We start from the raw sequence: 17,019 nt of genomic DNA, 5'->3' as shown, positions 1-17,019 counted from the left end.
GTCAAGCAAGCCTGGCGCCGCACGAGTAGTGACTACCTGTTAATTCGGCCTTCTTCGGTTGAGTCTCCGGCACGGCACGGAGGCCATGATCATCCGCGGTGAGCCGTGTTGCGGGCGTTCATGAGAAACCCCTCATGTTGGCCACATCCACTCCTCATGTCCGGTCGCGACAATAGGTATCCCACGTTCACCTAGGCCCTGGGGAAATGACTGACTACGGAGGCTCACCGTGGAACCGCTACGGATTGTCTTGTATTCGCACGACTCGCTAGGACTTGGCCACGTCCGCCGAAATCTCGCCTTGGCGCACACGCTGACCACCCACTTGCCTGCCCTCATCGGACGGGAGGTCACAGGTGTGCTGATCTCCGGCACGGCCGTCGCCCCGGGGTTTGCCGTTCCGGCGGGCTGGGACTGGGTTCTGCTGCCTGGAGTGGACAAGGGTCCGGCGGGCTACAGGCCCCGGAATTTGGCTTTGACCATGACCGAACTGGTGTCGCTGCGTGCCGCGGTGTTATCCGGCGTCTTGGCCGGCTTCAGGCCCGATCTGATCGTGGTGGATCGACACGCCACTGGAATCCACGGGGAACTCGAAAGTGCGCTCCGCGAAGCACGTTCTGCCGGGCGGGTGAGGATCGTCCTGGGATTGCGTGAAATCCTCGACGCCCCCGTCCCGGCAATGGCCGAATGGGCCCGGCTTGGAGGTCCCAGCGTGATCAAGGGCATCTTCGACGCGATTTGGATCTACGGCGATCCGTCGATACACGATCCTGTGGCGGCCGGCGAAATCCCGTTTTCACTCCGACGCCTGATTCAATTCACGGGATATCTCGCTCAAGGACGACCCACGGGATCTGCTACGACGTGCATGCGGGGGCCCTACTGTTTAACCACCGTTGGCGGCGGTTCCGACGGTCACCAATTGGCCCTTATCGCAGCGGCCACTCACCTTCCTCCGGGCTTGGGTCATCTCATCGTCACTGGCCCGCAGATGCCGGCTAAGCAGGTCCTTGATATACGTCACAAGGCTAGTCCAGGCACAAAAGTCCTCACCACGGTTGACGACCTCATCCACCACATGCGGCACGCCGCAGCCGTGATCTCGATGGGAGGGTACAACAGCGTCTGCGAAATCATGAGCACCGATGTTCCGGCCCTGATCGTCCCGCGCACTTTGGCGCGCGCCGAACAGAGGATCAGGGCGCACTCGCTAGCCCGCGCCGGGTTCGTGGACGTTCATGAGATCAGTAGCCTCACCCCGGACATTCTCCATGACTGGTTGCTCAGGAGGGCAGGGACCGCCATCGACCGGAGTGGTATCCGCTTGGACGGTTTGTCCTGCCTTCCCCGGCTTGCCGCGGCCCTTTTGGATCCGGTACCCGGGCGGATCAACCTCCGCCCGGCGAAGAAGATGAAAGCCGAGGTAGGCAATATCGCAATCTGAACCGGAAACCGCCTATGTCCTCAAGATGTATCCACGTTTCTCTGAAACGTTCATCGTCTCCGAGATTCTGGCACGGGAGGCCGCCGGAGAAAGGATCAGCATTTTTTCGTTGCGGCCACCCACGGGCCCCCGTTTCCACCCGGAACTGGCCAGGGTCCAAGCACCCGTAAGCTACATCGACCGGCCCCATAGGTCCGAGGATCTCTGGGACATTTTCCGGAGTGCCGAGAAAGCGGGGATCAGCCACGCAGTGGCCGCGGCCTTCAACGAGTTGACGTGGACGGACCCGGACGACGCGGCCCAGGCACTCCAACTCGCCATCGCGCTGCAGCAACGCAACATTGTGCATTTACACGCCCATTTCGGTTCGATTGCCGCCAATGTGGCGAGGCTTGCTTCATTGTTGACCCGGGTCCCTTACTCGTTCACCGCCCACGCGGCGGACATCTTCCGTGAATCGGACGCCGGCGAGCACCTTCGGATCAAGCTGGAACAGGCCCACCATGCAATAACGATCAGTCAATACAATCTCAGCTACTTGCGGCGCCGCTTCCCCGGGGCAACGGACCGCTTGCATCTGGTACGCAATGGCTTGGAACTGGAGAGCTTCCCTTACGAGGAACCACGTCCCGTAGGTGAGATCGTCCGGATCGCCGCGGTCGGAAGGCTCGTGGAAAAGAAAGGTTTTGAATATCTGCTGGCCGCTGCCGCAGAGCTTCTGGAACAGGGCTTCCGGCTGGATGTGAGGATTGCCGGGGACGGACAACTCGCCGACGACCTTCAACGGAGCATCGACCACCGCAATCTCCGCGCTTCGGTCCGCCTCCTGGGAGCCCAGACCCAGGATCAGGTCAGATCCCTCCTAAGATCCGCCGACGTCTTTGTAGCACCCTGCGTCATCGGCCAGGACGGGAACGTGGATGGGCTGCCCACCGTCCTCCTTGAGGCGATGGCCATCGGTGTGCCGTGCATCGGCACCGATGTGACGGGAATCCCGGAGGTCATCAGGGACCGCCACACAGGGATCCTGGTTCCCCCAGGCAATTGGCACCGGCTGGCCGAGGCCATACGCGAGATCTGTGGGCCTGGAATTGACCGTCCGGCCCTCACGCGAAACGCACGCAGGCTCATCGAACAGAACTACGATTCCAGGCAGCAAGCAGTCGAGCTTCGTGCGCTGTCCATGGCACGGAAGCAGGTTGCCTGATGCATGTGGCATACGTTTGCGCTGACGAAGGCGTGCCGGTGTTTGGCACCAAAGGATCGTCTGTCCATGTCCAGGAAATCGTGCGCGCCTGGCGCAAGAAGGGGGCGACGGTAACGCTCTACTGCACCCGGCTGGGCACCGATCGTCCAGACGATCTGGCCGATCTCGACGTCGTCGAAGTTGCCGCCGGGCGCGCCGAAGGACCCGTGCGCGAGCTCGCCCTCGAAGACGCGGCATTCGCGCTCGCCGCCAGGATCCTTCACGACGGCTGCGAATTGGTTTACGAACGCTATTCGCTATTCAGCCCGGTGGTGTCAGTGGTGGCCAGCGTCCTCGGCGTCCCGGCCGTACTCGAAGTCAATGCCCCTCTCATTGAAGAACAAGCTCGGTACCGGCAACTCTTTGACGTGGAGCGGGCCGAAAGTGCCCTTGGACGCAACGCTCGGGCGGCGGACGTCGTGGCCTGCGTTTCAGCGCCCGTGGTCCGTTGGGTCCACGGCAGGGTACCTACCGCCAGGACTGTGTTGACTCCGAACGGCGTCAACGTCGAACGAATAGCCGCCCGTACGGGCGGACGTCACCACGACGGCCACCTCACGGTTGCGTTTGTCGGGACTTTGAAACCCTGGCATGGGGTTCCCGAGCTGTTTCAGGCTGTCGCACTGGCCAACATGCGCGAGGCCCGCAGCCCGGGCGGACCGAACCGCTGGGCCGTGAAAGTCATAGGCGATGGTCCAGTCCGGACCACACTTGAAGAGTTGGCAACCTCGCTGGGCTTGGAAGCGGAGTTTACCGGGGCCGTCGCACCCGGGTCCGTGCCAGGGCTCCTTCACGAGTGCGATGTCGCCGCAGCTCCCTACCCCGTTGAGGAGCCCGGATGCGACGACTACTTTTCGCCGTTGAAAGTCTATGAATACATGGCTGCCGGAATGCCTATCGTGGCAACCTCGGTGGGACAGATCCCCTCCATTCTTGACCATGGACGCGCCGGACTGCTGGTTCCGGCCGGCGATCCCGCAGCATTCGCCGCTGCCCTCGGCGTCCTTGCCGCCGATCCTGGCTTGCGAGATCAACTGGGAACCCAGGCCCGTGAGCAGGCTGAAAGGCGTTTCAGCTGGGACGGCGTGCTCGCGCGCATCACCGCGGCGTTGCCAGCCCCGCGAAAGGTGGCATGATCATGACCACGACACCCAGGCATCGTCGTCCAAGACCTGGAATGCAGCCCGCGCGCCCCTCGCGCAACGGCAAGGCGGAATCCGGCTTGCGACGGACGTTGCGGTGCGTGCGTCCGCATCTTCACGGTCATCGGCTCCTGATGGTCGGAGGTTTCACCGCCTTGGCCGCGGACGTCCTCTTCCGCCTGATTGAACCATGGCCCGTGAAGCTGGTCATCGACGCCGTCTCCCGTTCCCTCGGCGCGACTCTGCGTAGACCGGGCCCCAGCATGGATGCCAGTCTTGAAACTCTTTTGTTGTGCGGTGGAGCGATCGTGGTCATTGCCATCGTGCGTGCCATCGCCAACTACTGGTCCGCGATATCGTTCGCCCTTGTCGGCTCAAGGATTGCCGCGGATCTTCGAGCCGAGACCTTCCGTCACGTCCAGAGCCTGTCCATGCGCCACCACACCCGTGCTTCGACCGGCGACACCGTCCAACGCCTTGTTGGAGATGTCTCCCGTCTCCAGGAAGTCGCCGTCACCGCCGGGTTGCCGCTGCTGGGCAACGTGGCCACGCTCATCTCCATGACGATCATCCTGCTATGGCTCGACCCGCCATTGGCGCTCGTCGTCTTTTTAGCGACCGGCGTCTTTGGGCTCCTTTCGCGGAAGAGCTCCGGACCCATCACTGCTGCCGCCGGCAACTCCCGAAAAGGTGAAGGAACCCTGGCCACGACGGCCGCCCAGACGCTCGGCGCGATCCGGGAAGTCCAGGCCTACGGACTTGAGGACACGATCAGCGCGGGCTTCCGGTCCAGTAACCAGGCCACGCTGGGAACAGGGGTTGCCGCGCTTAGGCTCGCCGCCAGTCTTGAGCGTCGGACCGATGTTCTGATCGGCCTGGCAACGGCAGTTGTATTGGCCGGAGGGGGTTGGCGGGCATTGGACCACTCAATAACGCCGGGAGATTTGATCGTCTTCCTCACGTATTTGAAGACAGGGATGAAACCGTTGAAGGACCTGGCCAAGCAGACGGGCAGAATTGCTCGCGCGACTGCCTCCGGCGAGAGGGTCGCGGACCTCCTCGATGCGCAAACCGATCTTCCCGAGGCGCCCAACGCCCGCGCACTGAAGAGCCGGAACCCGGACATCGCCTTCGAAAACGTCTTCGCCGGCCACGGCGAAGGCACAACGGTACTGCACGGGATCGATCTAGCGATTCCCGCCGGGGAGCACCTCGCCATCCTCGGACCATCCGGTGCTGGCAAATCCACCCTTGCCAGCCTTGTCCTTCGCATGATCGACCCGAGCACCGGCACGGTCAGGGTGGGAGGCACAGACGTCAAGGATCTGCAGATCGCGTCCGTACGCTCCCACGTGTCTATCCTGCTGCAGGACTCGGTCCTGTTCGGAACCACCGTGCGGGACAACATCCGGTTCGGTCGCCTCGACGCCACCGACGACGAAATCGAACGGGCAGCTGCCCTCGCCCAAGCCGATGGCTTCATCCGCGAGCTCCCCGATGGTTACGACACCATTCTGGGCGATGCCGCGAAGGATCTTTCCGGCGGGCAGCGCCAGCGCCTAGCGATTGCCAGGGCCATCCTCAGACAGGCACCCATCGTCATCCTGGATGAAGCGACCGCCGGACTGGACCCCGCTTCCCGCGAATCGATACTGAACGCCCTTGAAGCCCTCACCCGTGATAGGACGTCAATCACCATCACCCATGACGGGGTCGCTACAGAAAACGGATTTTATTGTGTCGTAAGGAAGAGGATTTCGGTGGTTCTGCCGCACGTTGGAGTCCGTTTTCCGCGCCCGAGGCTAACCGTTGGCGGGTTTGAGTATTCGTTGGGCTTGAGGGCGGGGCTCGCCGGTGGGTGAGACATACCGGTAGAGGGTCTGCCGGGAGACGCCGAGTTCTTTGGCGAGTTTCCCGATGTGAGTCTCGGACTGGCCCATAGCAGACATCGCGAGACGGATCTTCGCCGGCGTCATCGTGAAGGGTCGCCCGCCCTTGTGTCCCCGGGCCCGGGCTGAAGCCATGCCCGCTTTGGTGCGTTCGGAAATGAGCTCGCGTTCGAACTCGGCGAGGGCGGCAAAGATGCCGAAGACAAGCTTCCCGGCCGCAGTCGTTGTATCGACTGCGGCCCCCTGCCCGGTGAGGACCCTTAGCCCGATCCCCCTGGCTGTGAGGTCATGGACGGTGTTCACGAGGTGGTGGAGATTTCGCCCGAGTCGATCGAGTTTCCACACCAGCAGGGTGTCCCCGTCACGCATTCCCTTCAGGCACGCGGCCAATTCCGGCCGGTCGTCTTTCTTCCCCGAAGCATGATCCTCGTAGAGGTTCCCCGGCTCGACTCCCGCGGACAGGAGTGCGTCGCGTTGCAGATCGGTGCTTTGGGATCCGTCCGCTTTTGAGACCCGCATGTATCCGATCAGCATGCTTCGTTCCCCTGTCATTTATACGAACGGTTAAGTGTCACCCGGACAAGGTATTCTCCCGGGCCGATTTTTTGTCATATAACCCGTTACTTATATTAGGTCTCATCAAGGGTTCTATCGTTTGATTGTATGACAAGCGCGTGGTTGTGGCTGGGCGTTCGAAGTCGTTCATCCTGATCGGAGTCCTGTATGCCTCGTCGTTCCGTCCTCTCTGCTGCCGAACGGCTGAGTTTGCTCGCTATTCCTACTCTGGAGGCTGACCTTCACCGGTTCTACGGGCTAAGCGATGCCGATCTCGGGCTGATCCGTGAGCGCCGTGGTGACGCAAATCGGCTTGGGTTCACTGTTTTGATGGCGTATATGCGCTACCCCGGGTCGTTCTCGGAGTCGAAGAAGATCCTGCACCGCAGGTATTGACGTTCCTGGCTGATCAGATCGGTATCTCACCCGATGCATGGGAAACCTACGACCGGGGCACGGCGACCAGCCGACGGCATGTGCTTGAGCTGCAAAGGGTGCTCGGGTTCACTTCCTTTACCGTGCAGGAACAACGTCTGGGTGTTGAGGCTCTGTCCAAGTCAGCGTTGGTAAGTGATCACGGGTTCGTGCTGGCCGAGGAATTGGTGGAGTCATTGCGGCGCCGGAAGGTCTTGTTGCCGCCGCTGGCCGTGATGGAAAGGATGTGTGCCGAGGCGATCACGCGCGGCAACAGGTCCGTCTACGCGGCCCTGACAGAGGGCTTGGGAGCAGACCAGCGACGGCGTTTGGATGGCTTGCTTCGGGTGGTCCCCGGAGAGAGCGTGAGTCCTTTGGTGTGGTTGCGTGAATCGCCGGGACGTCCGAACTCAAGGCAGATGCGCGAGCACCTTGACCGTCTCCGGGCATGGCGTGATCTTGGATTGCCGGCCGATGTCCGATTCAGGGTCCACCAGAACCGCCTCCTCAAGCTTGCCAAGGAAGGCGCACACATGTCCGCAACGGACCTGGCGAAGTTCGAGCCTTCCCGCCGATACGCGACACTGGTTGCCGTAGCGGTTGAGTCCACGGCAACCGTGATCGATGAAATCGTTGATCTGCACGACCGGATCTTCACGAAAGTCTTCTCCGGCGCCCGGAACAGGCACAAGGAACAGTTCCACCAGGCAGGCAAGGAAATCAACGACAAGGTCCGCCTCCTGGGACCGCTGGGACAGCTCCTCCTTGATGCCAGGACAAACGGCACGGACCCGTTCGATGACATCGATACCGCCATGGGCTGGGACGCGTTCACCGCCAGCGTGATCGAAGCGCAGGCTCTGGCGCGTCCGAAGGACTTCGATTTCCTGGCCGGCATCGGGCAGAGCATCCACATGGTCCGCCGGTACTGGCCAGGGTTCCTGGACGAGCTGGTCTTCCACGCCGCACCATCGGCGCGCGAACTGTTTTCCGGCATCGAGTTCCTCCGGGAGCTGGCTACCAAAAGGGTGAAACTGATCCCTGATGATGCCCCGGTCGGGTTTGTTCCGAAGCGGTGGGCGCCGTTGGTGTTCACCGCGGCCGGGATCGATCCCGTGTTCTACGAACTCTGCGTGCTTTCCAGGCTCAAGGATGCGCTGCGTTCCGGCGATATCTGGGTCCACGGGTCCCGGCAATTCAAGAACTTCGATGACTACCTCCTGCCCCTGCACACCTTCCAGGAGCGCAAGAACACGGGCTTGGGGCTGCGCGCAGTGGCTGATCCTGGAACGTATCTTCAGGAACGGCTTGAGTTCCTCAATGAGCAGCTGGCGCTGGTGGACCAGATGGCTGCAGCGGATGAACTTCCGGAAGCCTCGATCACCACTCTGGGGTTGAAGACGGCACCGTTGGAGACGATCGTGCCCGAAGCGGCGAAAGCTTTGATCAACCAGGTCTCGGGCATGCTCCCACGGATCCCGATCACGAGCCTTCTTCTTGAAGTCGATTCCAAAACAGGGTTCACGAACGATTTCCCCCACCTGAAGACCGGGGCGCGGGCGAAGGACAAAACACTGCTGCTGACCGCGATCCTGGCGGACGGAATCAACCTGGGGCTGACGAAGATGGCCGAAGCGTGCAGCACGGCAACGTACTCGAAAATGCTCCGTACCCAGTCCATGCACATCCGCGATGAAACCTACGCCGCGGCCCTGTCCACACTGGTCAACGCCCAATACCAGCACCCGTTCGCCCGGCACTGGGGTGATGGCAGCACCTCCTCATCGGACGGCCAACGGTTCCGGACCAGTTCCAAAGCCGAAGCGACCGGGCACGTGAACCCGAAATACGGTGCCTCGCCAGGGAAGCTGATCTACACGCACATCAACGACCAATACGCCCCCTACCACGCGAAACTCGTCAACGTCGGCGTCAGAGACGCGACCTACGTCCTCGACGGGCTCCTCCACCACGAATCAGACCTGAAGATCCTCGAGCACTACACCGACACGGCCGGGTTCACCGATCACGTCTTCGCCCTGACCGCCCTGCTGGGCTTCCGGTTCGCGCCCCGGATCCGGGACCTGGACACCACCCGCATCTACACCCCGGACAAAACCAAGTACAACAGCTTGGAACCCATCATCGGTGGCACTATCGACGTCGAGCATCTCAAGGCGCACTGGGATGAGATCCTGCGTCTGGCCGCATCCATCAAACACGGCACGGTCACCGCGTCCTTGATGCTGCGCAAGCTCGGTGCCTACCCACGCCAAAACGGTCTCGCGAAAGCGCTCCGCGAATACGGCCGCCTCGAACGGACCCTGTTCATCCTGGAATGGGCACAAAACCCTGGCCTGCGCCAACGCGTCACCGCCGGGTTGAACAAGGGCGAGGCCCGCAACGCCCTTGCCCGTGCCGTGTTCTTCAACCGCCTCGGTGAAATCCGGGACCGGTCCTTCGAACAGCAAAACTACCGGGCTTCCGGCTTGACGCTGCTCACCGCCGCCATCGTGTACTGGAACACCATCTACCTTGACCACGCGACCAGTTCGTTGACCGGAGCCGACAGACCAGATCCCGGGCTGCTACGCCACCTCTCGCCCCTGGGCTGGGAACACCTCAACCTCACCGGCAACTACAGCTGGCGCGACACCACAAAACCCGGGAAACTCAGGACTCTGCGTCACCCGGGGCAGCTGACCATACCGCCTCCCACCATGTCCCAGCAGCGCCTTACGACAGAATAAAATCCGTTTTCTGCAGCGCCCCCAAAAAGGCAGGGCGGGGGGTAGGCGAGATCTCACCTAACCCCGCAAATCAACGGCCCGGCTGCTGGTTCTAGAGCCAGAGGCTGGTCACGTCGGTGAGGCCGCGCTCAAGGAGGCCCATCTGTGAAAGGTCGAAGCCAGCTTCACCTAACCGGCCGTGAGTCCGAGTGTCTATTTGCCGCGTTGGCAAGTACTGGCTTGGTTGAATCTGAGAGTACTGGCTTGGGATCGTGTGGGTAAATCAGGTATGGGCTACTCGTGACGCTACGTCCGGTTGGTCTTACTCTCAAATGCACCGGGCACAGCAGAGACAAGCGTGGTCGGGTTGCGGGCGCACAATTGTGTCTCCATCTGCCCTTTATTGGTTGCAGCTATAGCGGGTTGAATGGGAGGCCCGAAATTTCATGAAGTGGCGAGGTTACGCACGAAGCGGCGAGCTCTGGCAGTTATTTGGTCACCCCTGCCCACCGGGGCTGTGAATGGCGAAACTGGCGTGTCCTCACTCGAAAATAGGAAGTAGGGCGTCTCATGAAGGTTCGATGGTCGGTTGCTGTTCTGGTGTCCTTCGTGGCGGCCATGCTCGGTTCTGTCGCTTTTCCCGGAATGGCTAGTGCTGCCACGAGCAGTCCGTTCACGTTTCTGGAGACTCCATTCACCCAGAACCTCTTCGCAAGTGGGAGCACGGCTGGCCTGTTCGGTGGCGTAGCGTTCGCTCCGAATGGGGATGTGTGGGCCGATGATTGCGTCTTCAGCGGCGGTTCGCTGCATCGCTTCTCTCAGACCTCGACCTACCAGCAAGACGGCGCAACCCTCGCAAGCGAGACAACCGTTGCCTCCGGTGCTGGGTGTGGCCTGACGAATAACCCGGACGGCTTCTTGTACTCCAACACCTCCAACGGAGTTGTCCAGATCAATGCGACAACCGGCGCAGCAACAGGACTGGTGTTCGGACAACCAGGCAATGCACTTGGCATCACAACCGATCCTCAAACCCACGATCTCGTATACGTAGGAGGCATTAGCCCGAACTATGGCGCGATCTTTACCGCGGCACCCGGGGGTGCCTCCCACATCTTCTCGGGCGCGACGGTAGGCAGCTTCATCGATGGCATCGCTTTCGACCCGAGCGGCAACTACCTGTTCCTTTCGAACCGGAGCAACAACACCGTCACCATCCTCAACCGTAATGGAAGCCTTGTCCAATCATCTCCGACCATCTCAGGCGTTCCTGATGGGATCTCTTTCCACTCAACAACGCCGCCCTTCGTTGTGACCAACAACAACGACGGGACGATGACCCGCCTGGACTTCCCAAATGGCGACTTCACCCAGACGCCTACTCTTTCGACTTTCGCCAGCGGCGGCTATCGAGGCGACCTCACTCAAGTAGGTCCCGATGGCTGCATTTATGTCACCCAACAGGGAACCAACTTTCCCGATGGGACCATGTCCGGGGCCAACAGCATCGTCAAGATATGTCCAGGATTCGCACCGCCATCCGGTGTTGGTTCAGGGGGCGCACCCCGGTTCGCTGCCATCGGAGACAGCTACATGTCAGGCGAAGGAACCTACAGCAAGAACGATCCGTTATCGATCGACTACTACGGCGGCGAGCAGGGCGGCGCTGCCCATCCCCAATCCACTATCAACCCCGCCTGGTTCAACCCTGACAGCGCAAGCGCCTCGGACAGGTGCCATCGTTCGCCTGGTGCCTTTGCACCACTTGCCCTGGTTCAAGAACAGGACTTCGTGGCCTGCAGCGGGGCGACCATCTCCCAAATCGAAAATGGAAGAAGCGACGACCACGAGAAATCCCAGCTCTTGGCACTCAACGCCCAGGACACGGTGGTAATGGTGAGCGCCGGAGGCGACGACCTCGGATTCTCCACCGTCTTGGGCAGTTGCGTGGATGGACCGGGTGTCCACGCCTTTCTCGGCACCAACGTCGGACCTGGGATAGGTGCCCATCAAGAGAGTGATAAAGGCTGTAAGAAAGCTGTCCAGAACGCGATCGACAAGATACCGACGATGCAGAAGAACCTTTCCCGCTTGTTGGGCGAGATCCGGTCCGCCGCACCCAACGCGCAGATCGTGCAGATAGGCTATCCGCGCCTCTTCCCCGCAGGAGGGACGGGCTCCACCTGCAGCGGCCTCAACAAACCACGGCAGAATTGGCTTAACACGGCCGCGGACGCTGCCGACTCGGCCATCGCCGCCACCGACGCGTCCGTAAACGTCAGTTTCCTCGACACCCGGCCGACATTCGCAGACCACGAGCTCTGCAGCGATTCCCCGTACATTAACGACGCGCAGTACCTAAACCCGATAGGTCCGGTCGGCCCGAACAACTGCCCCGCCGACTACACTTCAAGATCCTTCCCGAACGTATGTGCCCAGTCATTCCACCCCAACACAGCCGGGTACGAGGCGGAAAGCGTACTCGTCATCGGCTGGCTGTTAAGCCATTAGCTGAATGCGGTCGGCTTGATGGCTGGATGACTTTTGCCAGGCGACCGGTCGTGAGTCAGGCGGCGAAGGAGGACGAGATGAGGTAAGGGATTGAGCCCGGACCATGACCCCCAAGGTAGAAATCTTGGGGGGGGAATTGGCAGGGGATTTGGTGGCTCCACGGAAATTCAGCCCAGCAGCGCAATTCTTCACCCGCGGCACCCACCATAGAACACCTTCGAAATGCGAATACCCTCCCCTGCAGGCGACTCCCCAATTGTGGACAAGCTCGGCCCGCACCTCGGGATGAAGACCATGGCCCTGGAAGATCACGCCCCCCTTGCCGTCAACAATGTGGGTTGGGTACTTTACCCGGCTCACAGGCCAGCCTCCTGGTCAAAGTTGTAAAAGCAGTGATTCAAATAGAGCTAAAGTCTGGGCTCTGCATCCCCTGCCCTGCGGCTTCAAGGGCTGCTGCCTTGGTCCGGGCGCGAGTCTCGCGATGGTGGTCTTGTCGTAGTGCAGGTGGCAACTGTTGCACATTGCTTTCAGGTTCTCGTCACCGCAATCTTCCGGAAGATGGTTCAGGTGCGCCGTCGTGAGGATCACCCGGGAGCCCGTTCCGTGGGCCGCCTGCAGGTGGCGATTAGAGCAGCGACCCTCGTGCGTTCCTCGACCGCATTCGCCCTCGCATTCGCGGGTACCGCATCCCGGTCGTAATATCTGAAGTCTTTTTTGAGAGGCCTACCGGACCTTCGAGTTCGCATTATCTGAAGTTGTCGCCGCACTGGGCTTCAGATACTGATGCTTATCTGAAGCCTCCACGGCCCACGTATCGCTGGAACCGCACTGGCCGTGGCAGCTTTCAGGCGTACTTGGGTCCGACCCGCAGGAGGTCGGCCACGCCTGGGTGACGGGGATGGCTGCCATGCGGTGGACGATTGCCGGGTCGAACATGACGGTGCCGTGCCCGGGGGCTGCCAGATGGTCCAGGCCAGCCCGGAAGGTGAACGGCGCAATGACCCCGTCGACGTCGAACAGGATCGCCGATTCGGTGTCCCAACCTGCCAATCACATCCACGCCCGAAGAGATCGACCCGCGCGGGCGACCTCAGTCTCAACCGACCCCGAAGACCCGTAGCCAGCGATCACGACCACACGCTTAATTAGCGCCAACCGCTGTACCGATGGCCCAAGGCCGTCTCCCGGCAGACCCTCTACCGGTATGTCTCACCCACCGGCGAGCCCCGCCCTCAAGCCCAACGAATACTCAAACCCGCCAACGGTTAGCCTCGGGCGCGGAAAACGGACTCCAACGTGCGGCAGAACCACCGAAATCCTCTTCCTTACGACACAATAAAATCCGTTTTCTGTAGCGACCCCATGACGCGCACTCGGCGCGCAACTGCGACCGGATCATCTGGCTCGAGGACGGTCGCATCATCGAAGAAGGCCAGCCGGCCGATCTGCTGAAGGACCCGGCGAGCCGTTTCGCAACATGGGTTGAACAGCAACGAAACACGCGGCCGGAAAAGTTGGAGGTGACGGCATGAGCATGACAGCGCTAAATCGGCCAAGCGCCGACCAATCCCTCGCACTGCGTGACAGCGCCCTTCCTTGCCTGGCTGATCTGCTCGACAACCAACGGCTGTCAGAGTTGCTGGGAGAGCCGGCACGGATCACCAGGGTCCGATACAAGCCGGGGACGTCCGTGCTCGCCGCCTTCCGCCTTACCCGCAACGGCCACCCCGACTACGGCTGGGCGATGACCCGGACCGCGGCCGGCAATTCCAAACTCCGGCGGCGGGAAAGCTATTCCAGCACGCACGGCGGCGATATCCGGCTCCTGCAGCCGGACGGTGGAAAACCGAACGCACTTGTCGCCGTCGGCGGGTTCGAAGACGACTGGGCACTCACCGGAAACCTGCTCTGGCTCCGCGACCACGGCCTGGAACGGCTTGGGGCCTTCCCCCGAACCGCAGGCAGGCTGGTGGGCGGTGCGGCAAGCATAGTTCGATACAAGCCCGAACGGCGCCTGGTCCTCATAGATCACTCCCCCGCTGGCTCCATCGTCATCAAAGCCGCCGCCGAGTCATTCAACTACGCAAGGCAGCAGCATTTCTGGCAATGGCTGCACCGGCACGGGGTGCCCGTACTTCCGTTGCTCGGAGACGCAGGGTGTGCAGATCACGGCATCAGCGCCAGCCCCTTCTGGGGCGCCGGGGATCTCGATGCAATCGACGCCGCCGATGGGGCCCGCCACGCGGGCGAAGCCCTGGCCAGGCTCCACAACGCCCCGGGATACGCGGGCAGCCACCCCGCCGATTCGCACCCAAGCCTCCTCGGTCAGCTCACGGCCACCAAGTCGATGATCACCGCGCTCCTGCCCATACTCGAAGAACCCGCCATGAAACTCGCTGCCAGGCTCAGCTATCAGCTCGGAGCTCAAACAAGCCACCGACACCACACCCTGCTTCACGGCGATTTCTCTCCGGACCAGGTCCTCGTCGCCGATCAGGACGTCCGGATCATCGATTTTGACCGGGCTCACTCCGGCGTGCCGGAAGCGGAGACCGGTTCGTTCGCCTCCGTCGAAGAAATCAATACCCGGGCGCCGGGTTCACAGACGGCGGGCGGTCCGAAAACGGCGCACCTCATCGAAGGATACCTCCAGGCCGGCGGCAGGTTCTCCCGGGCAAATATCAACGCGTGGGCGGCATTCAGGCTGTTCACCGGCAGCGTCGATCCGTTCCGGGACCGAGCCGCTGACGCGGCGTGGCAGATCGACCGGGCATTGGAGTTGACCAAATGAATTGGCAGCTTCCCGTCCCGACGGACGCAGTGGACGATTCCGGTACGCCTTGGCACACCGTCCGGGCCTGGCCGGATAAAGCCCCTGGAGACTATCTCCTTGAAGTCCTGACGCCGGGACGCAAGGGCGTCAGAGCCGCCCACGTGCGGCGCGGCCACTTTGAACTGGTGCCCCGGGACGATCCTGGACTGCCGGCTTTGCTGGTGGAGGCTAGCCGAGGGGAAGTCATCTCCCATCGACCCCACAAGCGGGCGGTCATCCGGGCCAAGGGGCGATACATCAAGGTACTCCGGCCCGGCCGGGCCGTCGTGTCGGCCGAACGGTGTGAACAAATGGGTCCCCTTCTGCTCACTGATAGTTTCATCGCGCCCAGGATGATCCACAGTTCCGCGGACGTGCTGGTTTTCGGTTCAATCCCCGGACGGACCCTCCGCGAACTTGGCGAGGACCCCAAGGTCAACGACGAAACGTTCGCGGGCATATGGGCGCAATGGTCGCGGGCATGGGTCGAGCAAATCGTCGGGCTGCATGGTGGGGCGAGGCATGACCTCATTGCCGCCTTGCCGCTCCATCCGCCGGAGAAGGAAACGTCCGATCTCTGGATGTGGGTGAACCGCTGGGTGCATCACAACCAAAACTCCCCTGAGACCTGGCCCGAACGTGACGTTCTACTCGCCAGGGCCAATCAGGTGACCGAAGACCTCCTGCGGCCAACACCGGATCCGTTGGTCTGGGCACATGGAGACCTTCACGACAAGCAAGTCATCTACACCGACGAAGAGTCCCCGCTCGGATTGCTGGACTTCGACGCAGCGGCCCAGGCTGAGGCGGCCCGTGATCTGGCCAATCTTGACGTCCACCTGAAGCTTCGGCTCCAACTGCACTTGCTGACTCGTGAACGCTACCTGGTAGCTCACACACAGGTACTGGCCTCCTCGAAAGACCTCCACGTGAGTCCAGCCCGGTTTCACGCCTATGCGCAGGCCACTCGCATCCGGCTAGCCTGCCTTTACTCCTTCCGCCCGGGGCTTGGATCCGTGGCGTCCGGACTTCTCGAAGCGCAGGCAGCGCAAAGGCCGTTCTCCGAATTCAACACCCCGGGCAGTTCCGGGGCGGCACCGGAGCAGGCCCGGGAGCTGATCATATGAACTGGCACCCTCCCGTGCCGGCCCGGGTCAGCGACGGCGCAGGCGTTACGTGGCAGGTCCGCCGGGCATGGCCCGGATCCGTGGCAGGAGAGTTCGTCCTCGAAATACGGGACCCAGTTGGGCCCGGGGTACGGGCCGCCCACTTCCGGCAGGGGAATTTCGATCCTGTGCCCCGCGATGATCCGCTGATTCCATCCCTCGCGCGGGAAGCGGCGAAGGGCACTGTCATCGTCCACCGTGCCCACAAGCGTGCCGTCATCCACACCGCCAACCAGTACGTCAAAGTATTCAGGCTCGGCCGGGCTGTGGATGCGGCGAGCAAGCATCGCATCGCAGCCTCCCTTCTGGCCTGCAGCTCTTTCACCGCCCCCCGCGTCCTCGGGGCCGGGCCCGATGTCATGGTCTTCAGCAGCCTTGGCGGACGCCCTTACTACGAACTCGGACAGGACCACGCCACGGTCACCGACGCATCTTTTGATGCCACCTGGTCGCAATGGTCACAGGCCTGGGCCACAACCGCATCCATCGCCAAAAGCGCCGACTTCCGGGACAGCCTCGACAGCCTGCCGGCCCACCCGCCAGTGACAGAGGTGGCCAATCTCCAGCGCTGGATCAATCATTGGGTACGGCACAGCCAGGGGGTCCCGGAAGCCGCCACGACACGATCTGCCTTGCTTGCTCGCGCGGAGGCGGCCATCAACAGGCTCAACGGCTCCCCGGCCGATCCACTCGGATGGGCGCATGGTGACCTGCATGACAAACAGATATTCGGGGCCGACGGAACCGGCGGCCCGGGGCTCTTGGACTTCGACGAAAACTGCCGGGCCGAGGCCGCCCTGGATCTCGCGAACCTCGACGTCCACGTGGAACTGCGGCTCCGACAAAAGCTCCTGACAACGCGCCGGTATGTCATCGCCCACCGCCGCATTGTGACCACGGCAGAGAGACTGCGCGTCAGCCCGGAACGATTCGCCGCTTACGCGGCGTGCACCAGGCTTCGTCTCGCGTGCCTGTATTCCTTCCGCCCTCCCTGGGGAACCGAGGCCACGAAATACCTGAGCGAACCGACCACGCTGGAAAGAGCGCCCTAGGACGGGGACGCCTCAGCCAGCTTCACTGCCACCACACCGAATCAGACCTCAAGCCGCAG

Annotated in this window: 10 protein-coding genes and 1 pseudogene; 9 read left to right on the top strand and 2 right to left on the bottom strand. The window is 62.0% G+C overall.

Translation table 11 applies throughout. The annotated features are described in order from the left end of the window. Positions 1-229: 229 nt before the first annotated feature. From OOZ51_RS18130 to OOZ51_RS18115, 4 genes are read left to right on the top strand one after another with little or no spacing between them, the layout of a single operon-like run. Complete coding sequence (locus OOZ51_RS18130; protein ID WP_265981165.1) at positions 230-1,444, top strand: glycosyltransferase family protein; 1,215 nt, start codon at positions 230-232, stop codon at positions 1,442-1,444. A 25-nt stretch (positions 1,445-1,469) separates the two neighbouring features. Then, positions 1,470-2,651, top strand: a complete 1,182-nt coding sequence (locus OOZ51_RS18125; protein WP_265981164.1) for a glycosyltransferase — start codon at positions 1,470-1,472, stop codon at positions 2,649-2,651. After that, positions 2,651-3,826 (top strand): glycosyltransferase family 4 protein, encoded by a 1,176-nt coding sequence (locus OOZ51_RS18120; protein WP_265981163.1) that lies wholly within the window; start codon positions 2,651-2,653, stop codon positions 3,824-3,826. Before OOZ51_RS18125 ends, OOZ51_RS18120 begins: the two co-directional genes overlap by 1 nt. Before the next feature lie 2 nt (positions 3,827-3,828). Next, positions 3,829-5,694 (top strand): ABC transporter ATP-binding protein, encoded by a 1,866-nt coding sequence (locus OOZ51_RS18115; protein WP_265981162.1) that lies wholly within the window; start codon positions 3,829-3,831, stop codon positions 5,692-5,694. Here the strand turns inward: OOZ51_RS18115 and OOZ51_RS18110 are convergent. Beyond that, entirely contained in the window at positions 5,635-6,255 is a 621-nt protein-coding gene (locus tag OOZ51_RS18110; RefSeq protein ID WP_265981161.1) for a recombinase family protein, read from the bottom strand. The two genes, OOZ51_RS18115 and OOZ51_RS18110, sit on opposite strands and share 60 nt — an antisense overlap. A 189-nt stretch (positions 6,256-6,444) precedes the next feature. Between OOZ51_RS18110 and OOZ51_RS18105 the strand changes: the two are divergent. Together OOZ51_RS18105 and OOZ51_RS18100 are read left to right on the top strand one after the other, a co-directional pair. Beyond that, positions 6,445-9,440, top strand: a pseudogene (locus tag OOZ51_RS18105) (Tn3 family transposase). Positions 9,441-9,989: 549 nt separating this feature from the next. After that, entirely contained in the window at positions 9,990-11,930 is a 1,941-nt protein-coding gene (locus tag OOZ51_RS18100) for a GDSL-type esterase/lipase family protein (protein ID WP_265981160.1), read from the top strand. Positions 11,931-12,653: 723 nt separating this feature from the next. On the opposite strand, the gene OOZ51_RS18095 is transcribed toward OOZ51_RS18100, so the two are convergent. Further along, positions 12,654-12,980, bottom strand: coding sequence for a hypothetical protein (locus OOZ51_RS18095; protein ID WP_265981159.1), 327 nt, complete (start codon positions 12,978-12,980; stop codon positions 12,654-12,656). A gap of 478 nt (positions 12,981-13,458) precedes the next feature. Here OOZ51_RS18095 and OOZ51_RS18090 point away from each other — a divergent pair, with 478 nt between their 5' ends. From OOZ51_RS18090 to OOZ51_RS18080, 3 genes are read left to right on the top strand one after another with little or no spacing between them, the layout of a single operon-like run. Continuing rightward, a complete protein-coding gene (locus OOZ51_RS18090) occupies positions 13,459-14,721 on the top strand; it encodes a phosphotransferase family protein (protein WP_265981158.1) in 1,263 nt (420 codons plus the stop codon). Continuing rightward, positions 14,718-15,869, top strand: coding sequence for a phosphotransferase (locus OOZ51_RS18085; protein WP_265981157.1), 1,152 nt, complete (start codon positions 14,718-14,720; stop codon positions 15,867-15,869). The genes OOZ51_RS18090 and OOZ51_RS18085 overlap by 4 nt, the downstream gene beginning before the upstream one ends. After that, complete coding sequence (locus OOZ51_RS18080; protein ID WP_265981156.1) at positions 15,866-16,960, top strand: phosphotransferase; 1,095 nt, start codon at positions 15,866-15,868, stop codon at positions 16,958-16,960. The genes OOZ51_RS18085 and OOZ51_RS18080 overlap by 4 nt, the downstream gene beginning before the upstream one ends. Positions 16,961-17,019: the final 59 nt, after the last annotated feature.

The sequence above is a fragment of the Arthrobacter rhizophilus genome (genome assembly GCF_026241105.1).
In the GTDB taxonomy this organism is placed as follows: domain Bacteria; phylum Actinomycetota; class Actinomycetes; order Actinomycetales; family Micrococcaceae; genus Arthrobacter.
The sequence above is the reverse complement of the archived record's forward strand: the minus strand, read 5'-3'. Positions and strand labels throughout refer to the sequence as shown.